We start from the raw sequence: 25,044 nt of genomic DNA, 5'->3' as shown, positions 1-25,044 counted from the left end.
GATCATTCGGCGGCGGCTGGCAGACGGCGAGTGCCGTCGGCTGACTCCGGACTGGGACATGAGGCGGACCATCAGGTTCACCGGCGACGGAAGGTACGCCTGGCTCGGCGGCGGCGACGGTGTCCTGCGCCGATGGGACCTGGACGACGACCGCTGCACCGCGACGATCAGCCGGAACGGCCCGGTCAACGTGATCTCCACGTCCGCGGACGGACGGCTCGCGGCGGTCGGCGACTCCAATGGCGTGGTCCGGCTGCGGGATCTCGACACCGGAGCCTGCCTGCGGACCTGGACCGGCCCCCGGGAACCGATCCTGTCGGCGTGCCTGAGCGCCGACGGCCGCCTGGCCATGTCCACACACGAGGTCATGTCTTCGGGCGCCAAGGACGAACCGATCCGGCTGTGGGACGCCGATGCCAGGCGGTCCGTACGCGAGTTCGCGGGGCACGAGGGCTGGGTCTCCGCCGTGCGGTTCACACCCGACGCCCGGTTCGCCTTCTCGGCCGGCCACGACAGATCCGTACGGATGTGGGAGGTCGCCACCGGCCGGTGCCTGCACGTGCTCGAAGGGCACCAACAACGCATCCGGCACCTCGAACTCACCCCCGACCTACGCAACTTGGTGTCGGCGGGAGACGACGGCCTCCGGCTCTGGGACCTCGACTGGGAGCTTGAGGCCGACTGAGCGGAGCGGGATGCGTACTGTCCGACGCCGCAGACGGCACGCTCACGTATCACCGTCTCGTCCCCCGAAGCCCTCCCCTCACACACAAGGAGACGATCCTCTGTGACGCCCTCGGCCACCATCACGCTCACCCTCGTCGAGGGCCGGGTCAAGCCCGGCGCGTACGTCTTCGAGGAGCGCACCACCCGCGTCCTCGGCCGCTCCACCGACTGTTCGCCACGACTGCCCGACGACTCCGACCACAGGACCGTCTCCCGCCACCACTGCCTGCTCGACATCAACCCGCCGGACATCCGCATCCGCGACTTCGGCAGCCTCAACGGCACGTACGTCAACGGCGAGAAGATCGGCCAGCGGCGCCGCGGCCTCACCCCCGAGGAGGCAGTCGCGGATTCCTACCCCGAGCACGACCTCAAGGACGGCGACCGGATCCGCCTCGGTGACACTGTGTTCCGCGTCGACATCACTCGGCCGCAGGTCGCCACGCTGAGGCTCGCGCGCTGCGCCAAGTGCGAGCGCGAGCTGGGCGACGAGGCGGGCGGCCGCCCCGGCGAGTTGTTGTGCGCCGCCTGTCAGGCCCGGCCCGACGCCGTGCTCAAGCTGCTGCTCGAGCTGGCGCACGGCGGCCGCGCCGACCTCAAGGCCATCCGCGGCTACTCGGTGGTCCGGGAGCTCGGGCGTGGCGGCATGGGCGCGGTGTACCTGGCCCGGCACGAGGCCACCGGCGTCGAGGTGGCGCTGAAGGTGATGCTGCCGAAGGTGGCGGCGAGCGAGACGGCGCGCGCCCGGTTCCTGCGCGAGGTGGCGCTCACCCGGGCAATGAAGCATCCGCACGTCGTCGCGCTGCACGACGCGGGCTTCGGATACGGAACCTTCTATCTGACAACCGAGTTCTGCACCGGCGGCAGCCTGGACCGGCTCGTCGCCGAACGCGGCGGGCGACTCCCGGTCGAGGAAGCGGTGCCCATCGCGGTGCAGGCGCTCAAGGGCCTGGAACACGCGCACGGGCAGGGCGTCGTCCACCGCGACCTGAGCCCCTCCAACATCCTGCTGCACAGGGAGACCGACGGCTCGACGACGGCGAAGATCGCGGACTTCGGCATCGGAAAGGCCTTTGACCAGGCGGGCCTGAGCGGGCTGACACGCACCGGCACCACAGCGGGCAAACCGATGTTCATGCCGCGCCAACAGGTCATCGACTTCCGCAAGGCCACCCCCGCCGTGGACGTCTGGGCATTTGCCGCCTGCATCTACCACACGCTGACCGGAAGGACCCCGCGCGAGTTTCCGCGCGCCAAGGACCCCTGGCAGGTCGTCCTGCAGGAGCCGGCGATCCCGATCCGCCGCCGCGACCCGGCCATCCCGCGACGCCTCGCGGAGGTCATCGACACGGCGCTGCGGGAGCACCCCCAGATCGGCTACGCGAGCGCGGCGGAGCTGCGCGGGGCGCTGGAGCGGGCGGGGCGGTGAGCCCTGGCTGCGGCAGTTACGCGGGAGATACCGGCCGGCGACCGTTGAGGGTGACGAAGGACAGCCCGCGCTACCTGTCCGCCGCTTCATCGCTTCGCGCTCCGGGGTTCGCCCCCCGTCAGGTCACGACGCCGCTGCCTGAGGTTGCGGCCGCACGATCCCGAGGAACTCGTCCGTGGCGAGGATCGCGTGGGCGTACTGCGGCGCGTTGAGGTCGAATGTCCACACGGTGCTATGAGGTCCATCTGATCGTGGGGTTCAGTCGCCCGGTCCAGTTGAAGACGGCCATGTTGTCCCAGCCGTCCCCGCTGTTGTTGATGTCGGCAGGATCCCAGCCGTTGCCCGGGACCGCGTACCAGGTGGGCTCCCAGTAGAAGACACCGATCGCACCGGCGTTGCGGGCGGTGTTCTGTACGTCGGTGAAGTTGGCGGCCTGGCCCGTCCAGGTGAGCGGATAGCCCGAGCAGCCGGAGGTGACCGAGTTACCGGTGCTGTCGGCGTTCGCCGAGGTGAAGGGGTACGCGGTCTCGGCGATGACCACGTCCTTGCCGTACCGGGACCGCATGTCGGCGACCACGTCGTACAGGGTGGACAGCGTGCCGTGCCACATGCAGTAGTACGACAGCCCGGTGATGTCCCAGCTGACGCCCTTCGCCTTGATCCCGTCGTAGAACCAGCGCGCGTGCGCGTCGCTGTCCGCGTTCGCGGTGTGGATGATCACCTGGGTGCCGCCGTTGCACGCCTTGGTGGCGTTGTAGCCCGCCTTGAGCAGCAGGCTGAGGTTGGTGAAGTCGTTGTTGACCACCTTGCCGTCGTTCCACAGCATGCCGACGTTGATCTCGTTGCCGATCTGCACGCTGTCCGGGGCTGTGCCCTGGGCCTTGAGGCTGTTGCAGACGTCGTACGTGTAGTTGTAGACGTCGGTCTGCAACGGGCCGATGCCGTGGCTCGCCCAGGCCGCGGGCTTGCGCTGATTGCCCGGGTCGGCCCAGGTGTCCGAGTAGTGGAAGTCGACCAGCAGCTTCAGGCCCTTGGCCTTGACCGTCTTGGCGTAGGCCAGCACCTTGGCCTTGTTGTTGTAGCCGCTGGCGGGGTTGTTCCAGACCCGCAGGCGGACGTAGTTGACTCCGGCGCCCTTGAGGATGTCGAGGGGGTCGGCGGCGTTGCCGGCTCCGTCGTAATACTTGGCGCCCAGGTCGAGGGCGCGCTGTGCGGTCGACACATCGGCGCCGCGCATGCTGAGGGCGTTCACGGCGGACGCCTTGGCGGGCACGGTCAGCAGGGCCGCCGCCAGGGCGAGCACGGTGGCGAGCAGGGCGGTCCGGAGCGGGTGTCCGGGTCTGTACGCGGTCATCGTGTCCTCCTCCGGTCCGGCACCGCGGCCGCGCCGGGCGCGTGGCCGACCGGGGCCGCGATATGGGCGGCGGCCACGGTGCCGGGGGCGGTGCAGGGCTTGCCGTTCAGGGTGAAGTCACGTGGCGCGGGGTTGCCGCCGGTGTAGGCGCCGTTGAAGCCGACGGTGGTGGAGCCGCCGGTGGCCAGGGTGGCGTTCCAGCCCGCGTCGTCGACGGTGACCGCGGTGGCGTTCTGGCGCCAGGTGCCGTTCCAGCCGCCTGCCACCTTCTGGTTACCGGTGAAGGAGAAGCCGAGACGCCAGCCGTTGAGGGTGGGGCCCTTGTTGGTGAGCGTGACGGTGGCCGTGAAGCCGGTGCCCCAGTCGTCGCCCACCGCGTAGCCGACCGTGCAGGTGGCCGCCGGGGCCGCGGCGGTGGTCACCCTGACCGGCGCCGATGGCGGGGAGCTGCGGCCGGCGGTGTCCTTGGCCACGACGCGGAAGGTGTAGGCGGTGGCCGGGGAAAGGCCGGTGACGGTGGCGCTCGTGGTGGGGGCGTCGGCCGTGGCGACCGGGGCTCCCGCGGTGTCGCCGGAGTACACCTGGTAGCTCGCCACCGGGGACGATCCGGCGGTGGACGCGCCCCAGGTGAGGGTGGCCCGGTCGGAACCGACGGCGGTGGCGGCCGGGGCGCCGGGCGCGGTGGGCGGCTTCGCCTCGGAGGATCCGGCGGGCAGGACGTACTCGGTGATGGAGTAGGCCGGGAAGGTGGTGGTGAAACCGCCGTCGGTCAGCGGCTGATCGGCCAGGTGCTTGATCGCGGTGACATCGTCCTGGCCGTACCGGTAGACCTGCGCCGAGCCGTCCGGCGCGGTGCCGCCGGTGACGGACACCGGGGCGGTCAGATCACCGGTGGTCTTGTTCACGACGATCACGGTCAGCGCCTTGTCGCCACTGCGCTGGGCCGCGTAGACCGCTAGCTCGTCCTGGTCGGCGCTGGCGGCGTGGACCGCGGTGTCGCCGAAGGAGCCGCCGTTTCCGTCGTAGTTGCGGAACATGCGGAAGGCGAAGGCGCCGGGCTCGGTGGACGTCGGCGGATCCCACAGGGTGGCGAGGTCCAGCCCCTCCCGGCCGAAGATGCCGAGCACATCGGCCTGGGCGAGGGCCCCGTTGATGTGGTCCAGCGCGCCCCAGTTGTACTCGGTGATGGCGAGCTTGGTGCCCGGATAGTTCTCGTCGACCAGGGAGCGCATGCGCGGGATGAACTGGACGGGCTGGTTGATCCAGCTCTCGTCCACGTATGTGGGGTCCCACAGCTGCCGTGTGGAGCGCAGCCGCAGGGCCTGGGTGGCCGCGTCCACGCTGCCGCCGAACACCCCGGTCTGCTGGGGGTAGATGTGCTCGTCGAAGTAGTCCAGGATGCGGCGGTCGTGCGTCTGCTCGTACGCCTTCATCTGCTGGAGGTACCAGGGGGCGAACAGCTGTCCGCCGTGAGCCGCCCGGTCGGGCGGGTTGGACCAGCAGTCGCCGCCCTTCTCGTTGCATGTCTTCTGGTCGAGGCCGGAGTAGACCAGGGAGTTGAAGCCCCAGCCGACCGGGCCGAGGGTCTTCGCCCCGGGGTCGGCGTCCTTGATGGCGGCGGCGGTGGCGTAGGTGCTGTCGCGCATCTCGTCGTAGCCCGTGCCCTCCGGGTGGACGTCCCGGTGGGTGCTCCACCACAGGTCGGGCTCGTTGTCGAGGTTGTAGAAGCGCACGCCGCCGTCGTCCGCGGCGCCGTAGGTGCGGTTCAGATACTGCACCCAGCCCCTGGTGAACTCCGGACCGGCGGGGACGCTGGTTTCGGTTGGGTCGTTGCCGGTGACGTTCGTACCGTCGGCCTTCACACCGTTTCCGCAGTCCGGGCGCCACTGGGCGTCGTTCGCCTTCTGAGGGCCGTATTTGGCGATGCTGAAGCCGCAGGCGGCGTTGCGCGCCGCGGTCGTCCAGCCGCTCATCGGCACGGTCAGCACGGTGTCGGTGCCGGTGCGGCGGTTCTGCTCGACGAACTTGTCGGCCTCCGATCCGTTCGGCAGGTCCGCGGTGCCGTTCTCGTAGTACAGGTTCTCGAAGTACCAGTCGGCGCCCGCGTTGTACGCGTCGAGCTGGTAGTTGTAGCGGGTGGTGGCGTTGCCGCCCCACCGGCGGACCGGCAAGCGCAGTTCCTCGGCCAGTGCCTCGTCGGCGAAGTTGATCCCGTAGATGTGCGGGTCGATCGTCTTGCGGCCGGTGGTGGTGTCGACGCTGAGGGCGGGGCCTTCCGGTGCGGCGGAGGAGGCGGTGGGCCGCGCTCCCCCACCCGGTAAGGCGCTCGCCTGGTGGGGACCGGCCAGACCGGCGGCGGCCACCAGCAGCACCACGGCCGCCGGCGCGGCTCTCGGAGTCATGCGCCTCGGTCTCGAAGTCATGCGCGTGGGTCTCCTTCTCAACGGCCGTGCCGATGACGGGAACAGGGCGACGGGAACAGGGGTGGGAGCGCTCCCACCTTGCGCATGGTCAGTGAGCCCCGTGGGAGTGTCAACCGTCTCGACCGAACCTGTCGGGTTCCAGAACTCCCCCGGTCCCGTGACCAGCGGGAATCGATGAGACACCACAGGCCAGGCAGAATCGTCTTTCATTCGGTGCGCGCTGTGCGTATCGATCGTTCGGCGAATGCGTTGGACCGGCGGCTTTGCGGCGGTGTCGGGATGACGGCTGTGCCGTTGCCGGCGAAGACGGCGTCGAATGCGGCGGTGAACTTGCTGTCCCGGTCACGGATGAGGAACCGGAAGCATCCGGCCCTGCCGCCGTCTGCCGACATACACGGCCCGGCACTGGCACGCCCAGCTCAGCCAGCTCACCGGCACGCGTCGTGGCTACCAGGCCCCTGGAAGACGCAGGCATCCACGTGACCACCAAGATCTTGATCAACTGGCTGCTCGACCCCGAATACAACATCCGCCGCAGCTACCGCGGCCTCATCCGCACCGCCTACGAGAACGCCGCGATCGTCCCCGTCGATCCGATCCCCGACCACGTCAAGAATGGACAGTTCGAGATCAGCGGCATCGTCAAGACCGGCAACGATGAACGAGAGCGCGGCATACGCAGAGCAGCAAGCAGCGGCGGTGTCTCTCGAACTCGAGGTTGACCTGACTCAATCGACGTCCGTGCTTGGCCGAGCGTTACAGGAACGCGCCGCTCCGCCAGCGTTCCAGCGTCACGTTCAGGTGCCGGTCGAAGAGGCCGACGAGGTCGACGGCCGGATCCAGGAGCCACTGGATCTCCAGGCCGTCCATCGCCGCGAACAGGGTACGGATCTCCCGCTCGGCGCCCTCGGCGGACAGTGGCGGGATCTCGCCCGTCGCGGAGGCGCCGAGGAGGCGGCGCGTGAGGGTCTGGAGCAGATTGGCGTAGCGCTGCTGGATGAACGGCCTAGCGGGGTGTTTCTCGTCGGAGGACTCGCCGGTGAGGCGGATGAACAGCTCCAGCAGACCCCGGTGCTCGGTGTGGTAGCGCATGACCGCGCGCAGCTGGTCGAAGGCGGCAAGTCCGATCCTCCCGGTGCGGGTGAGGCTCGCGGTCTCGCCCGACCACCACTCCAGAACGGCGGAGAGCAGGTCTTCCTTGTCTTGGAAGTGCCGTAGGAGCGCGGCAGGGGAAACACCCACGTCGGCGGCGATCTGGCGCATGGAGGCGCCGTTGTAGCCGTGCTCGGTGAAGGCTTTGGCAGCCGCGACGACGATCTGTTCCCGCCGCCTGATCCCGCTGCGGTACGGCCCACGGGGCCCGCTCGCTGCGCCTGTCACCGATCGGCCTCCTGTGGAGAAGAGAAAGTTCGACTCGACCTCTTGCATCAAAAGCTACCAGGCGTTTACTTTTGGCCAAACGTTAACACCCGATCACTTTTCATTTCGGGACGATGACGTGCCGCGTCGTACGGCACCCCCTCTCCCTTCAGCCCCATCCCTCCGGCCTCAGCGCTGTTCTCTCCAGGACGGACCCCTCCAATGCAACCTCTCGGCATCGCACTCGTCGGACATGCCTTCATGGGACGCGTGCATTCCCAGGCCTGGCGCACGGTCGGCCGGGTCTTCCCGCTCGCCCGTCCCGTCGACCTGACCGTCCTCGCCGGCACCGACGCGGACCGCGTCCGGCGGGCCGCAGACGACCTGGGCTGGCGGGAGGGCATCGGCGACTGGCGGGAGGCCGTCCTCCGCGACGACGTACACATCGTCGACATCTGCACCCCCGGCGACAGCCACGCGGAGATCGCGGTCACCGCCCTGGAGGCGGGCAAGCATGTGCTGTGCGAGAAGCCGCTGGCCACCTCCGTGGCGGAGGCCGAGGCCATGGCACTGGCCGCACGCCGGGCCCGTGAGCAGGGCGTACGTTCCATGGCCGGATTCACCTACCGGCGGGTTCCCGCGCTTGCTCTGGCCCGCAAGCTGGTCCGAGAGGGTCGCCTTGGACGGGTTCTTCAGTTCCGCGCCCGCTACCTCCAGGACTGGCTGCACGACCCCGATGCCCCCTACTCCTGGCGACTGGACCGCACCCGGGCCGGCGCCGGCGCCCTTGGCGATACCGGCTCGCACATTGTCGACCTCGGCCGCTTCCTCCTCGACGACCCCCTCGACGGCGTCTCGGCCCAGCTCGCCACCTTCGTCGAGAGTCGCCGCGCCCCCGACGGCACCGAGCACGAGGTCACCGTCGATGACGCCGCCGTCTTCACCGCCCGCTTCCGGAGCGGCGCGCTGGCCACCTTCGAGGCCTCCCGCTTCGCCGCCGGCCGCAAGAACGCCATCCAGCTGGAGATCAGCGGCACCCGGGGCGCGCTCGCCTTCGACTTCGAGTCGATGAATGAGCTGTCCTTCTATGACGCCACCGAACCCCCCGGCACCGCCGGTTTCCGCCGCATCCTGGTCACCGAACCCGGCCACCCCTACCTGCGGGTGTGGTGGCCCCCAGGCCACGGCCTGGGCTACGAGCACGCCTTCACCCACCAGGCCTACGACCTGCTCACCGGCATCGCCGATGGCACCGACCCCGAGCCGGACTTCGACGACGGACTCTATGTGCAGAGGGTCATCGAAGCCGTCGAGACCAGCGCCGCCGCCTCCGGCACGTACACCCCCGTCACCGGCAGCTGAGAAAAGAGCCGAAGATGCCTCGCCCCATCACTCTGTTCACCGGCCAGTGGGCCGACCTCCCCTTCGAGGAGGTGGTCCGGCACGCCTCCGAGTGGGGCTATGACGGCCTGGAGATCGCCTGTTCCGGCGACCACCTGGACGTCGCACGCGCCGTCGCGGAGCCGGACTACCTGCCGGCCAAGCTGAAGCTCCTCAGGGACCACGGCCTCGCCGTCCACGCCATCTCCCACCACCTCGTCGGCCAGGCGGTCTGCGACCATCCCATCGACGAGCGACACCGGGCGATCCTGCCCGACCGCGTCTGGGGCGACGGCGAGGCCGAGGGCGTGCGCCGCCGCGCCGCCGAGGACATGAAAGACGCGGCACGGGTGGCCGCCGCGCTGGGTGCCAACGTCGTCACCGGGTTCACCGGCTCGTCGATCTGGCACACCATCGCGATGTTCCCGCCGGTCTCCGCCGAGAGCGTCGAGCGCGGCTACGCCGACTTCGCCGAGCGCTTCCACCCGATCCTGGACGTCTTCGACACCGAGGGCGTGCGCTTCGCCCACGAGGTGCACCCCAGCGAGATCGCATACGACTACTGGACCACCCGGCGCGCCCTCGACGCGATCGGCGGCCGGCCCGCCTTCGGCATCAACTTCGACCCCTCCCACTTCGTGTGGCAGGACCTCGACTATCTGGGCTTCGCGGCCGACTTCGCCGACCGGATCTACCACGTCGACTTCAAGGACGCGAAGAAGAACCTCAACGGCCGCAACGGCCGTCTCGGTTCCCACCTGCCCTGGGCCGACCCACGGCGCGGCTGGGACTTCGTCTCGGTCGGCCACGGCGACATCGACTTCGAGGGCTGCGTCCGCGTCCTCAACGCCATCGGCTACGACGGCCCGATCTCTGTGGAGTGGGAGGACGCCGGGATGGACCGCCTGGTCGGCGCCCCCGACGCGCTCGCCCGGGTCCGTGCGCTCACCGCGATCGAGCCCCCCGCCGCCGCCTTCGACGCGGCCTTCAGCACCCGCCCCTGAACCTGAGGGAGACAGCTCCATGGCCCCCATAGGCATCAACCCGCTGCCGTGGTACCTCACGGCGGACGGCCTCAGCCTCAGCCGGGAGATCCTGCCCGGCGTCTACCGCGAAGTCCGGGAAGCCGGCTTCGACGCCGTCCAGGCGGACGTCCCGCCCGGCACCACCGTCGCCGACTTCCGCACCCTTCTCGACGACCACGGCCTGCGCGCCGCCCCCGGCTACTTCAGCGCCGCCTTCGAGGAGCCGGCCACCGAGGCCGCCCGCGTGCACGCCTCCCAGCAGGCGCAGCTCGGACTGACCGAGGTCTTCATCGCCCCGTTCTTCGCACCCGAGCGCCGCGAGCACCCCGCCGTCGGCCACGCCTTCGACGCCGGCCGGCTCGCCACCATCACCGACAACCTCGGCAAGGCCTGCGAGGTCATCACCGCCGAGGGCCTGCGTCCCTGCCTGCACCCGCACGTCGGCACCTGGGTCGAGACCGAGCAGGAGATCCGCACGGTCCTCGACGCCATCGACCCCGTATTGCTCGCCTTCGGCCCCGACACGGGTCACCTGCACTGGGCGGGCGTCGACCCGGTCGCCCTGATCACCGAGTACGCCGACCGTGTCGGCGCCGTCCACATCAAGGACGTGCACACCGCCGCCGCCCGGATCACCGACGGCGACTACGCGGAGGCCACCTACGGCCGCCATGTGTGGACGGAGCCCGGTCACGGCGACGTCGACCTCGCCGGCGCCGTCGCGGCGCTGCCCGCCGGCTACGACGGCTGGTTCGTCGTCGAGGTCGACGTGCCCGACCAGGGCGACGGCCCCAAGGGCAGCGCCGAGCTGTCCCACCGCTGGGTCGCCGACCATCTCGCCACCACGGACGTGTCGCGATGAGCACGCTCGGAGTGGGCTTCATCGGCGCGGGCCCCGTCACCCAGGCCATCCACCTGCCCCACCTCGCCGGTCTCTCCGACCGGCTGCACGTCGCCCACGTCATGGACGTCGACCCGACGACCGCGGCGGCCGTCGCGGCACGCTCCGGCGCCCACCACTCGACGTCGGTGGAGGAGCTCCTCGCCGACGACGGCGTCGACGTGGTCGCCGTGTGCAGCCCGCACTCCTTCCACGCCGGCCAGGCCATCGCCTGCGCCCGCGCCGGCAAGAAGGCCGTACTGGTGGAGAAGCCCTTCGCCACCACGACCGAGGACGCCGAGCGGATCGCCGAGGTGTCCGCCAAGACCGGCGTGCCGGTGATCGTCGGAGCGATGCACACCTACGACCCCGCCTACCTGGCCGTCGAGAAGCACTGGGGCGATCTGCCGGAGACCGCGCACCACATCCGCTCGGTCATCCAGCTGCCGCCGAACGCGCGCTACGAGACCCTCGCCACCCAGCTGCACTCGCAGCCGGTGGCGCCCCCGAGTCGCGACCTCAGCGACCCCGCGGCACGCGCGGCCGCCATCAGCGGCTCCCTCCTCGGGCTCGCCATCCACAACCTTCCGCTGATCCGGCGCTTCCTGCCGGAGGTGAAGGCCGTGGACACCGTGCTGCCGCTGAAGCCGTTCGGCTACCTCGTCACCCTGCACGGCCCCGACGGGCGCACCGCGGAGCTGATCGGCCACATCGGCAACTCCTGGCGTCCGGAGTGGACCTTCGAGGTCTGGGGCGCCACCAGCGAGCTGCGCTTGGACTTCACCCCCTCCTACGTGCGGGCCGGCTCCGCCGAGGCCACCGTGCGCACTGCCGACGGCCTCCGCGTCTTTGGTCCGTACGAGCACAACGGCTACGAAGCCGAGTGGCTGCACCTGGCCGACCTCGCCACCGGCGCGGCCACCCCCCTGTACGCCCCCGGCGAGCTGGTCGCGGACTTGGGGTACGCCACCGATCTGGCCGCCCTCGCGGGCGCCGTTCTCCAGCAGGAAGGAGCGGCGGCATGACCGACGGCGCTGCCTCCGCCGAGCCCGCCACCCGGCCGCTGGCCGTGGTGCTCGACAAGGAACTCGACACCCCGTTCACCCACGGCACGCTCGCCTCGCTCCCACAGTGGCTGCGCGCCGACGACACCGGTACGCCCAAGGTGCGGGCAGTCGGCGGGCCCGGCTGGCCCGAGCGGCTGCGTGCAGCCCTGGCCAGCCAGCCCCGCGCGGTGCTGCTGAGCGGCCCGACGCCGTCCGCGCCCGAGACGGTGCGCGAGCTGGCCGAGCTGGCCGGTAGCGCGCGGGTACCGGTCGTCGTGGACAGTCCGTGGGCGCTGCACCCCGCGGTCGCCGACGCCCTTCCGGCGCTGCGGGAGGCGGTGAGCCAGGAGGCCCTGGTGGAGATCTTCACCGCGGTGGACAAGTCTCCGGTGACCGCTCTCCTCGACCAGCTCGCCCTGATACGGACGCTCCTTGGGGCGCCCTCCGCACTGCGGGTGACCCGTCTGGACGAGCACGGCCACGGTGCGCTCGGCGAGTACGGAAACGTTTTCGTCAGCTTCAGCGGCGCCCGATCCGCTGTCGGGACCACCGACACCCGGCTGGTGCTGCGCGGCGCCGGCGAACAGTGGCGGATTGGCTTCGGAGACCCGCGTATCGCCCGCCCGGCGGATGTCGTGCGGATCGACGACGGTGGCGAGCACCGGCTCCCCACCCTGTACGAGACCGCCCACCGCGCGGCCTGGCGGCACACCCACGCCGCGGCCAACGGTGCCGAATCCCCACACACCCTGCACCACCTCGCGGCCGACCTCGCCCTTCTTCCCGTCGGGGCCCTCGGCCTCTGACTCACTGACGGCGACGCCGCCGACCGGCCTGACCCCGCCCGGCGGTGCCGCCTCGGGCCGCTCCCCGTCCGCACCGGACGGGCCCCCGAAGCCGCTCACCCACCGGGTGAGCTCTCTACGCCTCTGCGGTCGTCCGCAGCCCCACAGGTGTCACGCCGTCATCACCGACGCTGATGCGTAGCTACCCTGGAGGTCCTCGTGACCACTCCCCTCTCTTCCACCGCGGAGACGTCCCTCCCGCCGTCCGGTTCACCGCCCGCTCCGGTCGCCCGGAAATTCGTCGCGGCCTACGTCCTGGGCCAGCTCGGCCTCTGGACCGCCCTGCTAACCCCTGTCACGGTCTCGATCTCGCTGAAGATCAGCCAGATCGCCCCGGACACCAAGACGAGCAGCCTGAGCATCGTCCTGAGCATCGGTGCACTGCTGTCGATGGTCGCCACGCCGATCTGGGGCAACCTCTCCGACCGCACCACCAGCAGGTTCGGCCGCCGCAGGCCCTGGCTCGCCGGCGGCGTGCTCGCCGGCACGGTCGGCCTGGTCATCATCGCCCTCGCGCAGAGCGTGCCGCTCGTGGTCGTCGGCTGGAGCATTGCCCAGATGGGCTTCAACGCCTCCCAGGCCGCGCTCAACGCGCTGCTGCCGGACAACGTCCCCGAGGACCACCGCGGCCGGGTCTCCGGCATGGTCGGCTTCACCTCGAAGGTCGGCACCCTGATTGGCACCGGTCTGGTCGCCCTCTCGGGCGGCGCGGTCGAGTCCATGCTGCTCCTTCCGGCCGTGTTCGGCCTACTCATGATCGGCCTGTTGGTCGCCGTCCTGCCCGACCGGCCCGCCGACCCGACCCGCCTCGCCCCTTTCCGGATCGCCGACATCGCCCGCAGCCTCTGGGTCAACCCCTTCGCCCACCGCGACTTCGGCTGGGCCTGGGCCGGACGTTTCCTGCTCTACCTGGGCTACGCGTTCTTCCTGACATTCCAGGCCTACGTGATCACCGACCACCTCGGCTACAAGGACAGCGAGGCCCCCGACCTCGTCTTCTACGGCACCCTCGCGGTCACCATCGGCGGTCTGCTCACCGCCGTCCTCGGCGGTCGGATCTCGGACCGTCTCGAGCGCCGCAAGATCTTCGTCGGCGTCTCGGCCGCCGTCATGGGCGCGGGCCTGCTGATCATCGGTCTGTCCACCACATATACCCACTTCCTGATCGGCGGCACGGTCGTCGGCCTCGGCATGGGCACTTACCTCGCCGTGGACATGGCGCTGGTGGCCCGGGTGCTGCCCAACCCCGACAACGCGGCCAAGGACCTCGGCGTCTTCCAGATCGCCAACTCCCTGCCGCAGTCGCTCGCCCCGCTCATCGCGCCGATATTCCTCACCATCGGCGGCAGCGACCACAACTATCCGGCCACGTTCATGGCCGGCGCCGTTTTTGCCGTACTCGGTGCTCTGGCCACAGCCCCGATCCGCGGGGTGCGCTGAACGGATACCCGAGGCCGACGGCATCGAGGCCACCCGTCTGATCGCTCAGGACGAGGACCTGGCCGGAGTCAAGGTCCTCGTCCTGACCACCTTCGAGGAGGACGAGCTCGCAGTCGGGGCGCTCAGGGCCGGGGCGAGCGGCCGCATCGACCCCTCGGACAACGGCCACCGGGCCGACCAACTACCCCTGAACCGTGCCTGGCCGGCGACAAGTCGGAGCGAACTCGAGGCTCCTCCACGAAACGCTGATGTCATCGCCTCGCGAATGCTGATGACGCGATGTCGGGCGGTTCTTAGAGTGGAGCGAGATGAATGCTTCTCACGGATGGTTGGGCCGGATGACTTACCACACGGAAGATTCGGTTTCCGACGTCGAGACGGTCCTTCAGCGGCACCCGGCTGTGGGCCGGGCCTTGGCCGTCTGGGAAGGGGCTCGTCCGGATCGGGACTTAGTGGCTCTTGGGCGGCCCGGCCCGGGCACCGCTTCGCCGAGGCGGAGTTCAGGGGGCGCTCCCTCACCATCAGTCTCGCCACCGCGGTGTACCGCTCTGACACGTTCGTGGAGTTGGCGGAGCAGCTCCTGGTGCGCCGGGGCGTGATCGGTTCGTGGGGCGGCACCCGGCTGCGACAGGCCGCGCGGCGGCAACGTGCGACCCTGACGGCCGTGTTCGCTGCCGCCTTGAAGGATGTCGTTCGCCGACGTTGTCCGGCCCTCGGCATGCATCCGGACCAGGCCGGTGACCTGGCCATCATGGGCTCGATCAGCAACCGCCACCGCAGTGACCTACTGCACTCGGTCGGCTACTTCGCTACGCCGTGCGTCCTGCGTACCGACCTGAGCGACGCGCCGCCCCTGACCGAACTCGTACGGCGTGAGACCGGAACACTCCTCGGCACTCCGACACCAGGAGTTGCCGCATGCCCTGATGACGCGGGAACTCGACCCCGACCGCTACGGAGTGCGCCACCAGGCCGATCCCGGGACGGTGCCGGAGTACGTCAACTTCGACGTGTCGGAAGCCGGAGCCGGTTGGTCCTTCACCGAGGAGGGTCTCCGGGTGACGATGATCCGAATCCCGCGCGACGAGGTCCCTCGGGGAGGAGTGCGGTTGCTCATACGGGACGAGAGGGAGCGCATCCTGGTGGAACTGCGCACGAACACCTCCCCGTTCGGGCCGCGGTGGGCGGACACGTTCCTGGCCGACTACATGAGTCTGATCAAGGACTTCACCGAGCATGTCCGTCCCGCGTGGGAATAAGGTTCGGCCGATTGACCTGGGCTGTTTTCCTGCGGGGGCGAGTTGCCGGTCGATCAGGCCGTGGTCGCTCACGGTACCGTTCTCGCGGCGCCCAACGATGTGCCGGACGGTCTCGTCGAGTTCGGTGACCGTCTGCTCGAGCCGTTCCTCCGCGCCGGGCTTCGGAGTCTCCGCCTCGATGTCGGCCATCGCTGCGAGCGTCTGGTGGATGCCGGAACTGGTCGCGGATCGCCTCGCTGAACCGTGTGAGGTCGTCACCGAACACGCTATGCCCCACCTTGTCCAACGACCAATCGCTCATCTCGTCCCTGACCGACAGCTGCCGGACCGGGGCCCACGAGCCGACCATCCGACGGGGAATTCCTCAATCCGCCTGCGTACACGGTGACCTGAGGGGGTGAGAAGCCACGGTGCATCACCGACCGGTGGGGCCGGCATGTCGAGGTCGTCGGCAGCCAGCACCCCCTTACCCGAGGACCCTTTGCAGCACGCCGAGGGCCGGGCACTCCCGCCGCAGGTCGGAGACCAATTGGCGGATCTCGTGGGCTCGTTGAGCAGGGTTCGCTCCAGCCCTCCATCAACATACTGGACCGTCGGACCGGCCGAGTCCAGTGGTGACATGAGGCGGACACGCTGGACGACGATCTCACCGTGTACGTGTTCGATACCTCGGGTCGGGACCGTCTCTGAATTCATGTGGGAGCCCATGGCACTGGGCGCGATCAGCGCCATTGTCATGGTCGACACCCGCGACCTGACTGCCTGCTTCGCCGGCTCGACCTTCGAGCGCCGCCCGATTTCCGTTCCTCGTCGCGGTCAACGCCTTCGACCGGGCACCCCTATACAGCGCCAACCACTCTTGCGAGGCTCTCGAACTCGGATACGCTGATGAAGATCTACACCCAGGGACAACCCGGACGTCGGCAACTCCGGGCTCATCTCCTTGATCGGCTACCGCCTCCCCCCTCCCCACACACGACCGCCTGAAGAGGAGAATCACCATGCCCATGCTGACCTCATCACCGGTCCTTGACGCCCCGCACCCCACGCGGTGCTGCGGTCGCTGGGCTCGGCGGTCCGCCTCGACGAGCACGGGATCCGGGCCGTGCCGGGCTGTGCGAAGGCGCAGACCGTACTGAAGCCCCGGACACCTTCAGCTCCGTCGGCAAGGTCGCGTTGACTCAACTGGCCAATGCCGAGATCCTTTCCGGGATTGTGCTCGCCTCGGACGGCGAGCAACACTGCTGGCTGCGCCGGGTGTTGTCCCGGCAGCCGGTCAGTGGCCCGGCGACGCCGCGCTGATCGACATCTGTGGTTGCCCCGCCGCGCCGGGGAGCCGAACCAGGAACCAATACACCGTGGTGGCTCGACGCTGGGTCACCCCAGAAGGACGGACATTCATGGCTGGGCATATCGAGGATTACGCACTCATCGGCGACTTGGAGACAGCCGCGCTGGTCGGCCGCGACGGGACGATCGACTGGTTGTGCCTGCCCAGGCTCGACTCCCAGGCCGTTTTCGCCGCGCTCCTCGGCACCGAGAACAACGGCTCCTGGAGCATCGGCCCGGCGGAGTCCAGCGGACTGAGCCCAACCGCCGACCGTCGCGCCTACCGCGGCGAATCGCTGCTCCTGGAATCGGAGTGGGACACCCCGACCGGTACCCTACGCGTCACCGACTTCATGCCGCCGCGTGAGGGTGGGGCTCCACGTCTGATCCGGGTCGTCGAAGCCGTCCGCGGCACCGTCACCGCCGCGTCGACCCTGCGCCTGCGGTTCAACTACGGCAAGGTCGTGCCCTGGGTCCAGAGGACCGATGACGGCCGGATCCGCGCGGTAGCGGGCCCCCACGCGGTGTGGCTGGACACGGAAGCGGAGACGCACAGCGAAGCGCTCACCACCTGCTCCCGCGTCGTACTCGCCGAGGGCGAGCGCATGGCGTTCACCTTGAGCTGGCAGCCGTCGTACGCCGGCCCGCCCGACAGCCTCGACACCGATCAGGTCTTCCAGATACAGGAGGACACGGAGAAGTTTTGGGCGGACTGGGCCTCCCACTGCACCTACAACGGCCCCTACCGCGACGCTGTGATCCGCTCCCTGATCACACTGAAGGCCCTGACGAACCCGTTGACCGGAGGGATCGTCGCCGCGGCGACCACCTCGCTGCCCGAGGAGATCGGTGGCGTCCGCAACTGGGATTACCGCTACGTCTGGCTCAGGGATGCCGCGATCACCATGTCGTGCCTCCTGCGGGCGGGCTACCGCGACGAAGCCCGTGCCTGGCGGGACTGGCTCCTGCGCGCGGTCGCCGGTGACCCCGAGAACCTCCAGATCATGTACGGAATCGCCGGGGAGCGGGAGATACCCGAGACCACGCTGCCCTGGCTGGTCGGCTACGAGAACTCGACCCCGGTACGCATCGGCAACGGAGCCGCCGACCAGCGCCAGCTCGATGTGTACGGCGAGGTGATCGAGGCCTTACTCCTGGCGGCGCACCTCGGCCTCGAGCGTGACGAGCCCAGCAACTCCTTGCTGATCAAGCTCGTCCAGTTCGTCGAAGCGAACTGGCGCGAGCCCGACAAGGGCATCTGGGAATTCCGCGGCCCTGACCGGCACTTCGTGCACTCCAAGGTCATGGCCTGGGTCGCGGTCGACTGCGCCATCAAGCTGATCGAAGGCGGCCACGCGGACGGCCCCGTGGATCACTGGAGGATACTGCGTGACACGATCCACCAGGACGTGTGCGAGAACGGATACGACCCCGACCGCAACACCTTCACCCAGTCCTACGGCAGCCGGGAGCTGGACGCCGCTCTGCTGCTGATCCCCCAGATCGGTTTCCTGCCGGCCGACGACGAACGCGTCATCGGTACTATCGAGGCAATCCAGCGGGAGCTCTCCACCCCCGACGGGCTTCTCCACCGTTACCCGACCGAGGGGGACAGCACCGGCAGCGACGGTCTGACCGGGGATGAGGGGGCGTTCCTCGTCTGCGCGTTCTGGCTGGTCGACGACCTGGCGATGATCAACCGTGCCGACGAGGCGCGTAACCTGTTCGAGCGTCTGCTCGCCCTGCGTAACGACGTCGGTCTGCTGGCCGAAGAGTGGGACCCAAACCAGCAGCGACAAGTCGGGAACTACCCACAGGCCTACTCCCACATCGGCATCGTTGATGCCGCCCTCTCCCTCGAGAACCCGAGCCAGCGGCATCCGCTCGCCCTGAGGAGTACGAAGCGATGACATCCTGCCGACCACGGTTCACCGCAAGCTGCTCGCGATAGCCGAGCAGCCGTCCTCTTCCTCCCCATCCTCACGCAGCACGGCGCGGCCCATCCGGTCGCCACCTTCCGTGAGGATGGGACCACCATGGTCGTACACCTTCTTCGAACAGTGCCGGCACCGCATGGCATGCGCCCGCTGCGACTTCTACACCCCGAAGGACTCGCCCAAGGGGCAGCTGCTCGAAGTGAAACAGAATCTCCCACGCATGCTCGCCTCCGTCCCTCTCTCTGATGAAGAACGCGCCGCGGTGGACGATGGGCAGACCCCCCTCGACCAGCTAGGGTCCGTCTTCAAGGATCATCTGGGCGGTGGATCAAACATGGCGTGACCTGCCGGAACACTACGGGCCGTGGAAGACCGAGGCGGACTGACCTCACGGGGCTTGAGTGAGCGGAGGGCGGCGAAGGCCCACATGTAGCCCACAAAGCCCAAGCGTTGGTTCTTGAGCCGTCCAGCATGGAGCTCTTCATGACAGCGGTGACAGATTACGTGACCTGTTAAGCGTCGACCTGCCGACCGGTCAGATCCTCGGCGAACCGCAGCACCGTAACCAGCGACGGCACCGCGAGCGGCGCCCCCGGGGCCGACCACATGAACAATCATCTCCTCGACACGCCCCTCACGGCGCATCACACAGCAGAGTCGCCCTGGGTCAAGAGGAGAGGTCCACCCGCTGCGCTGCGTTCTCTTTCTCCCCGGGCGACTGGACCGGTCTCGCGAGCGTGCCCGCGAGGAACAGCGGGCACGTCGCGAACGCGGTGACCAGTGCGAAGGCCACTGGTAGGGAGGCGGCATCAGCGACGGCGCCCGTCACAGAGGGGGCAAGGAGGGAGGAGGTGTAGGTGAAGGTGGCAACGCCTGCGATGTGCCGACTCGGGTCGCCCCCTTGCCGACCGGCAGCGCTGAGGGAGAGGGGCAGCACAACCGCGACGCCGGTGCCGATGAGGGCGAACCCGGCGATAGCGACTGGTGGGGTACGGGCCAGCACGACCAGCATGCCGCCAAGCGCCGCGATCCCGCCGCTCAGCCGCACCGTGCGGACCGGTCCGAGGCGGGTGACGACGAAGCCGCTTGAGAGCCGGGCCAGCGCCAGGGTGAAGCTGAGCCCGGTGTAGCTGAGCGCGCCGATCCCCTCGGACGCGTTCGCGGTCGAGGTCAGGTACACCGCGCTCCAGTTTCCACTGGCGCCCTCGGCGAACACAGCACAGAAACCAAGGAATCCGATGGGGAGGGTGGCCAGCGGGGGGAGCGCGAAGCGAGGCGGTGGCTGCCGGGCCTCAGTCGGGTCCGCCTCCGGCAGGTGCCTGGCGGCCAGCAGCCCAATGCCGGCCAGGACCGCGGCGGTGACAGCGAAGTGCAAGCGGGCGTCCATATCGGCGCCGGCGGCGAGTGCGCCGCAGCCCGAGGAGACCAGCCCTCCCACAGCCCACATTCCGTGCAGGCTGGCAACGATGGGTCGGTGCAGGCGCTGCTCGATCTGTACCCCCTGCGTGTTCATCAGGACGTCCATCATGCCCGAGGTCGCGCCGAACATCCCCAGGGCCAGGCACAGGGCGGGCAGGTCCGGCGCGAGTGCCGGCAGGATGAGCGAGGCACACCACAGCGGCAGCAGGCAGGTCAGGGCACGGAGATTACCGAAGCGGTGGACCATGCTGCTGGTGAAGGGTACCGCCACGAACGAGCCCAGGGCCGGGGCAAGGAGCGCCACGCCGAGAGTGCCGTCGCTGAGGCCGAGGTGCTGCTGTAGCCAGGGGATGCGGGTGGCGAACGCCCCCACGGCTGCGCCGTGGGCGGCGAAGACGACGGAGATCCGAAGACGCGAGCGATACAAGGCGCGATCGGTCATGGTGTTGGTGTTCAGCTCTTCTCGCTCTTCTCGCTCTTATAGCGTTGCGCCACCGGCCCGGGTGGTCAGCGTAGGAGGGTTCGGGGAGCCAGAAATGGCGCACAGCCACCGCAGGTGGACAGCGCGCCACAGGTCTGGGCATGTGGTGACCGCCGTGGATGCGGCCGTCAGTCGCCGCGAAGGGACGGCTCGACGACCGAGCCCGCGATCCGGCGTGCTTCCTTGGTAATCGCCTCGCCCCACGCCTGCCGGGGTTCGTCCATGCGCGAGGTGATGATGACGAGGTCGAAGTGCTGGTCGGGCCAGGGGGTACGCAGCCCGGACAGATGCCACGTCGAAACGGCGTCACCGCCGCGGCTCTCCTGTCGCGCAAGCACCCCCTCATCGAAATCGCACAGGAAGAGTTCGACATTCTTCGGCGCCGCGGCGGGGAGACCCTCCGTGCCGCTTCCGAACACCGCTACCCGCTGGGTGCGCTGCAGCGGCGGCAGGGTGTTCAACCCCGACTCGATCTCGGCTGAGACCCGTTGCCCGCGAGCCCGGTTTGCCCACTCCTCGAAGCGGAGCCGCTCAGTCTCGACTGAGCCATAGATGCCTCTGGTGGTCACGGCCCAGAAGAGCTCGGGGAGCAGGGAGGGGTGCTTGCGGATGAACAGATCGCAGTTACGAAGGAGGGTGGAGATGTTCGCCTCGGGGGTGCGCTCGTGCGGCGCCTCGATCCCCCAGCTCTCACGCGAGATCGTCATGGGGAGGCCGTGATTGTGCAGCCGAAAGCCGAGTTCGATGTCCTCCCCGCCCCATCCAGTGAAGTCCTCGTCGAACCCACCGACCCGCCAGAAGTCGGCTGCCGGCATCGACACGTTGAGCGTCCAGAAAAACAGCCAGGGCATGACCATACGGCTGAGGTCGAAGTCAACTGCGGCGAATTCCGGCAGCCGCATGTCCTGGAACCAGGAGGCGCCCGCGACCTTTCTCACGGCCTCCTCCGGGGGGAAGTCAGTGACGAGAGAGTGGAGTTCGGGGTGCGGATTCCGCGGATCGTAACCGTAGGTGTAGCCGAAGACAACCTGAGCGGGTGCCGGCGCGGCGTGGGCGGCGAGTACCGACTCGACGTACTGCGGCCCCGCCAGGACACCAGTGTCGAGGAAGGCCAGTAGTGGTGCGGAGGCCACGCGCGCACCACCGTTGCGCGCGCTGGCGACTCGGTATCCGAGGTCCTCCTGGAAGACGTACCGCATGCGCAGCCGGTCCTCATAGGACCGCACCACGTCGCGGGTGCTGTCGTTCGAGCCGTCGTCGGACACCACGACCTCGAAGTCCTCGGGCGCCGACGTCTGGCGGGCCAGCGTGCTTAACGTCCGGTCGAGGAGGGCGGCTCGGTTGTAGGTCGGGATGACGATTGAGAGCAGTGGCACGTTAGACGTCGCACCGGGCATGGAGTCACCTTTGCGCTAACTGAAGGGGCTTGGGGTCGGGTTACGCATACATGCCGAGCGGAGGGTGGCCCGGGTCTATCGCCCCCTTCAACGGGAGCTGTTGGAAGGCGGGAGGGCATCAGACGCACTCACCGCCAGGTTGGCTCTGGCCACGGGGACCCGGCCCACGCGTGGTGAGTCTACCCCTGGATCGAGGCGCCTGGAAGCTGAACTCTTCGGCACTGTCTCGTGATGGCTCGTAATCCTGGTTCAGTTTGTGCCGCCGAGTTCAAACCGCAGGTTAACGAGGACGGCTTGGGCGATCCGGGTGATGGCCAATGGGTCGGGGCTGACTCGGTTGCAGGGCCTTGAAGATGACGTTCAGCAGGGGGTGCGCGCGCTCGGCCACGCCGTGCACGCCTCGGATCGTGCGTCGAACACCTGGTGCTTTGGGGCGAGTTCAGACGCACATGAAGTGAACCGTGCTCGGGCGAAGTTGGCGTTATTCGTGGCGGATGTATTCGCCTCGGGATCCGGTGCCGGTGCGGCGGCGGATCGCGGAGCGGATGGTGCCGCGGATCGGCCCGGACGCCTGGTCGGTCGATGATGTGTCGCTGCCCAAGGACGGCAGGATGTCGGCTGGTGTTGCTCCGCAGTACTGCGGCGCGCTGGGCGAGCAGGCGAACTGTCAGGTTGCGGGAACGATGCGAGGTCGCACGCTGTGAGTGGTTACGTAGGGAGGAGGCCGGCATGACGTCGATGGCGTGACCCGGGCCGGCGTCCAAGGCCCGTCCCCTCCCCGACGTGCGTCGCTGGTAACGGCGGGGGCGAAGCTCGGGGAAGAAGCTGTTCGCTCGGCCGGTACTCCGCTCGCCGAATCGTCCGGGAGGCCCTGCCAACACGACTGGGCCGGGTTCGTTGGGGCGCTGCCCATGCCTTCAAGGCCAGGGCCACGCAAGCGGACTGATCGGGTGGCAGGCGGTGCCCTGATGCGCAGCAGCCTCGGCAGAGGGGCTGCCGGGGGCGCACCTGCCGTCATGGGCATCCCGTCAGGAGGATTCGGGGTGGACAACGATCTTGCCGGGGCCGAGGGCGTCCGGAGTCCGCAGCAGTCCGAGCAGCCCTGGCAGGTCCACTTCGGCGGCCACCAGGGCTTCAGCGCGCAGAGGTACTGCGACGTCGGTGAGATCGCCGATCGCGGCAGCAAAATCCTGCGGGTTCGTCCCGTAGCTGCCGGCCACCCGAAGCGAGTGGCCCTGCCAGGTGCAGGCGGCGACGGTTCCGGTGCGCCGCACCTGGTCCAGGTCGCATTCCAGCCCCGGGTGCCGGTCGCCTGGCGCGGTGCCACCGTACAGCAGCACCAGACCACCGGGCGCGACCAGGCGTAGCGCCTCGTCCAGCACGGCGGGCAGCACGAAGCTGGTGGCAATCACCACCACGTCCGTCCGGCCTCCGGTCGGTTCCCCGAAAAGCATCCAGGGCACGTCAAGCAGGCCGGCCTTGCAGGCCGCATCCATCCGGGCGCGGCTCCGGTTGTGGACCGACACCCGGGCGCCTGCTCGTTCGGCGATCGCCGCGATAAGAAGCCCGGCGGTCCCGGCACCGAGCACCGCGACTTGGGCACCCTGCAGGCAGCCGACCTGCCGCTTGATGGCGCCCAGACAGTGCTGTGCGCAGGCGATCGGCTCGGCGAAGACCAGGCGACGGGCGGCCGGGCCATGCGGCACCGGTTGCAGGGCGTGCCGCAACAGGTCAGCCGGACCCGCCGCCCACATGTGGTCGGCGAACCCGGTGCCCCGGTTCACCACTACGTTCGGGTCCAGGACGACGCGACTGCCTTCGGCGAGTGTGGGGGCAGTGGACTCGCGGATGGTGCCCACGAGTTCGTGCCCGAACTGGCTGGGACCGTGGCGGCTACCAGCCACCTCCTTGAGGTCGGAGCGGCACAGCGCGGCCAGTTCGATGCTGACGAGTACGGCAGGGTCCTCGCGCGGGCGCGGCGGCGGCGAACGGCGCAGGCGGGGCCCGCCCTCCTCCAAGGTCACTCTCATGCGATGGCCTCCAGTGCCTCGCCGAACCGGTCGGCGACTGTGTGGGCCTCGGCAGGCGTAAGGATGAGAGGTGGGCGCAGCTCGATGGTACTGCCGTTACCGTGCTCGGAGACACGGGTGAGGATGCCGTGGCTTTGGAGCGACTGCTGGTAGGCGCGGGCGCGGGCGGCGGCCTTGGTGCCGTCGGGCTCCACCAGCTCCACCCCGATCATCAGGCCGACCCCTCGGACGTCGCCGATCACAGGGTTGTCCTTCTGGAGGTCTCGCAGTCGGCCGAGGAGCACGTCGCCGCTGGCTCTCACGTTCTCCAGGAAGCCAGGTCGCTGGACGATTTCCAGGGTGGCCAGGGCGGCCGCGGCCGACAGGTTGTGGCTGCCGTAGGTGAAGCTGTGCAGGCTACGGTCCCAGTCGGCCATGCGTTCCTCAGTGAGGATGGCGGCCATCGGGAGGCCGCTGCCGGTGAGCCCCTTGGCGAGGGTCATCATGTGTGGCTGGACACCGAAGTGGTCGGCGGCGAACATTTGTCCGGTGCGGCCCAGCCCGGTCTGGATCTCGTCGAAGATGAGCACGATCTCGCGCTCGTCGCAGAACCGGCGCAGCTCCTGGAGGTAGCCGTCGGGTGGGACGATGTTGCCGCCGGCGCCGCTGATCGGCTCGATCACTACGCAGGCCACGCTGCCGGAGCTGGCATACGTAATGAAGTCCTCGATGCGGTCGACGCAGAGCATGCCGCAACTCTCGGGAGTCTGGCGGTAGAAGCAGCGGAAACAGTAGGGGCCTGGCACGTGAAGGCCGCCGGGGTAGCGGTACGGGAATGGCGCACGCATTTTGGTGGTGCCGTTGAGGCTCGCCGTCGCAAGGCTCTGGCCAAGGTGGGCGCGGAAGGGCACGATGACGTCGCGGCGGCCGGTATGGAGCTGGGCCATCTTGATGGCGCCTTCGTTGGCGGTGGAGCCACTGGAGCTGCGCAGGTTGACCCGCGTGAGATTGGGCGGGCTGATGGCGGCCAGTTCTTGGATGACCCGGTTGGTGGGTTCGGTCTGGAAGGACGAGCTGGCGAAGACGAGCCGCTCGGTCTGTTCCCGTACGGCGGCCATCACCTCTGGGTGGTTATATCCGAGCAGCAGGTTGAAGGTGCCAGAGACGCAGTCGAGGTATTCACGTCCCTCGGCATCCCAGGCGCGGATGCCCTCACCGCGCACCAGCATGATGTCGCCGAGTTGGTACTGCGCCGCCTCCTGCGGCGCAGGGAGGCCTTCTGTCGTTGTCATAGCGCGCTCCGTGG

General features: G+C 69.1%; 18 protein-coding genes and 2 pseudogenes. 13 read left to right on the top strand and 7 right to left on the bottom strand.

The window, feature by feature from the left end:
- Both GWI24_RS08830 and GWI24_RS08825 read left to right on the top strand, forming a co-directional pair.
- Window positions 1-685: WD40 repeat domain-containing protein (locus GWI24_RS08830; RefSeq protein WP_247616087.1), on the top strand; the 685-nt coding region annotated here is incomplete at its 5' end.
- Between the two features lie 102 nt (window positions 686-787).
- The gene (locus GWI24_RS08825; RefSeq protein WP_210945330.1) at window positions 788-2,155 is read left to right on the top strand and encodes a protein kinase; all 1,368 of its coding nucleotides are present in this window, start codon (window positions 788-790) and stop codon (window positions 2,153-2,155) included.
- 232 nt (window positions 2,156-2,387) lie between these two features.
- Here the strand turns inward: GWI24_RS08825 and GWI24_RS08820 are convergent, their stop codons facing one another.
- Both GWI24_RS08820 and GWI24_RS08815 read right to left on the bottom strand, forming a co-directional pair.
- The gene (locus GWI24_RS08820) at window positions 2,388-3,509 is read right to left on the bottom strand and encodes a glycosyl hydrolase 53 family protein (RefSeq protein WP_210945329.1); all 1,122 of its coding nucleotides are present in this window, start codon (window positions 3,507-3,509) and stop codon (window positions 2,388-2,390) included.
- Window positions 3,506-5,911, bottom strand: coding sequence for a glycoside hydrolase family 44 protein (locus tag GWI24_RS08815; RefSeq protein WP_210945328.1), 2,406 nt, complete (start codon window positions 5,909-5,911; stop codon window positions 3,506-3,508). Before GWI24_RS08815 ends, GWI24_RS08820 begins: the two co-directional genes overlap by 4 nt.
- 500 nt (window positions 5,912-6,411) lie before the next feature.
- Between GWI24_RS08815 and GWI24_RS08810 the strand changes: the two genes are divergently transcribed.
- Window positions 6,412-6,654 (top strand): hypothetical protein, encoded by a 243-nt coding sequence (locus tag GWI24_RS08810; RefSeq protein WP_247616086.1) that lies wholly within the window; start codon window positions 6,412-6,414, stop codon window positions 6,652-6,654.
- A 34-nt stretch (window positions 6,655-6,688) separates the two neighbouring features.
- Here the strand turns inward: GWI24_RS08810 and GWI24_RS08805 are convergent, their stop codons facing one another.
- Window positions 6,689-7,312 carry a TetR/AcrR family transcriptional regulator gene (locus tag GWI24_RS08805; RefSeq protein ID WP_210945327.1) on the bottom strand — a complete coding sequence of 208 codons (624 nt, stop codon included), beginning with the start codon at window positions 7,310-7,312 and terminating at the stop codon, window positions 6,689-6,691.
- A 201-nt stretch (window positions 7,313-7,513) separates the two neighbouring features.
- Between GWI24_RS08805 and GWI24_RS08800 the strand changes: the two genes are divergently transcribed.
- From GWI24_RS08800 to GWI24_RS08765, 9 genes and pseudogenes are all read left to right on the top strand, one after another.
- Complete coding sequence (locus GWI24_RS08800; protein ID WP_210945326.1) at window positions 7,514-8,653, top strand: Gfo/Idh/MocA family protein; 1,140 nt, start codon at window positions 7,514-7,516, stop codon at window positions 8,651-8,653.
- A 14-nt stretch (window positions 8,654-8,667) separates the two neighbouring features.
- Complete coding sequence (locus tag GWI24_RS08795; protein WP_210945325.1) at window positions 8,668-9,675, top strand: sugar phosphate isomerase/epimerase; 1,008 nt, start codon at window positions 8,668-8,670, stop codon at window positions 9,673-9,675.
- Window positions 9,676-9,694: 19 nt separating this feature from the next.
- Window positions 9,695-10,558, top strand: a complete 864-nt coding sequence (locus tag GWI24_RS08790; RefSeq protein WP_210945324.1) for a sugar phosphate isomerase/epimerase — start codon at window positions 9,695-9,697, stop codon at window positions 10,556-10,558.
- Window positions 10,555-11,601 (top strand): Gfo/Idh/MocA family protein, encoded by a 1,047-nt coding sequence (locus GWI24_RS08785; RefSeq protein ID WP_210945323.1) that lies wholly within the window; start codon window positions 10,555-10,557, stop codon window positions 11,599-11,601. The genes GWI24_RS08790 and GWI24_RS08785 overlap by 4 nt, the downstream gene beginning before the upstream one ends.
- Window positions 11,598-12,428, top strand: a complete 831-nt coding sequence (locus tag GWI24_RS08780) for a hypothetical protein (protein ID WP_210945322.1) — start codon at window positions 11,598-11,600, stop codon at window positions 12,426-12,428. The genes GWI24_RS08785 and GWI24_RS08780 overlap by 4 nt, the downstream gene beginning before the upstream one ends.
- Before the next feature lie 198 nt (window positions 12,429-12,626).
- The gene (locus GWI24_RS08775; RefSeq protein ID WP_210945321.1) at window positions 12,627-13,907 is read left to right on the top strand and encodes an MFS transporter; all 1,281 of its coding nucleotides are present in this window, start codon (window positions 12,627-12,629) and stop codon (window positions 13,905-13,907) included.
- A 1-nt stretch (window position 13,908) separates the two neighbouring features.
- Window positions 13,909-14,049: pseudogene (locus GWI24_RS44985) on the top strand (DNA-binding response regulator); the annotation flags it as partial.
- A 784-nt stretch (window positions 14,050-14,833) separates the two neighbouring features.
- A complete protein-coding gene (locus GWI24_RS44980) occupies window positions 14,834-15,166 on the top strand; it encodes a hypothetical protein (protein ID WP_247616093.1) in 333 nt (110 codons plus the stop codon).
- Between the two features lie 1,400 nt (window positions 15,167-16,566).
- Window positions 16,567-18,405 carry a glycoside hydrolase family 15 protein gene (locus GWI24_RS08765; protein WP_210945320.1) on the top strand — a complete coding sequence of 613 codons (1,839 nt, stop codon included), beginning with the start codon at window positions 16,567-16,569 and terminating at the stop codon, window positions 18,403-18,405.
- Window positions 18,406-19,099: 694 nt separating this feature from the next.
- Here GWI24_RS08765 and GWI24_RS08760 read toward each other — a convergent pair.
- Entirely contained in the window at window positions 19,100-20,293 is a 1,194-nt protein-coding gene (locus GWI24_RS08760; protein WP_210945319.1) for an MFS transporter, read from the bottom strand.
- 167 nt (window positions 20,294-20,460) lie between these two features.
- A complete protein-coding gene (locus tag GWI24_RS08755; protein ID WP_210945318.1) occupies window positions 20,461-21,729 on the bottom strand; it encodes a glycosyltransferase in 1,269 nt (422 codons plus the stop codon).
- Window positions 21,730-22,120: 391 nt separating this feature from the next.
- Here GWI24_RS08755 and GWI24_RS08750 point away from each other — a divergent pair.
- Window positions 22,121-22,406 (top strand): annotated as a pseudogene (locus GWI24_RS08750) (transposase); the annotation flags it as partial.
- 351 nt (window positions 22,407-22,757) lie between these two features.
- On the opposite strand, the gene GWI24_RS08745 reads toward GWI24_RS08750, so the two are convergent.
- Both GWI24_RS08745 and GWI24_RS08740 read right to left on the bottom strand, forming a co-directional pair.
- On the bottom strand, window positions 22,758-23,759 hold the full coding sequence (locus GWI24_RS08745) for a medium chain dehydrogenase/reductase family protein (protein ID WP_247616085.1): 1,002 nt from the start codon (window positions 23,757-23,759) through the stop codon (window positions 22,758-22,760).
- Window positions 23,756-25,030 (bottom strand): aspartate aminotransferase family protein, encoded by a 1,275-nt coding sequence (locus GWI24_RS08740; RefSeq protein WP_210945317.1) that lies wholly within the window; start codon window positions 25,028-25,030, stop codon window positions 23,756-23,758. Before GWI24_RS08740 ends, GWI24_RS08745 begins: the two co-directional genes overlap by 4 nt.
- Window positions 25,031-25,044: the final 14 nt, after the last annotated feature.

It is taken from the genome of Streptomyces sp. MK37H, assembly GCF_018035285.1.
Taxonomy (GTDB): domain Bacteria; phylum Actinomycetota; class Actinomycetes; order Streptomycetales; family Streptomycetaceae; genus Streptomyces; species Streptomyces endocoffeicus.
This window is presented reverse-complemented; position numbering and strand designations above follow the sequence as displayed.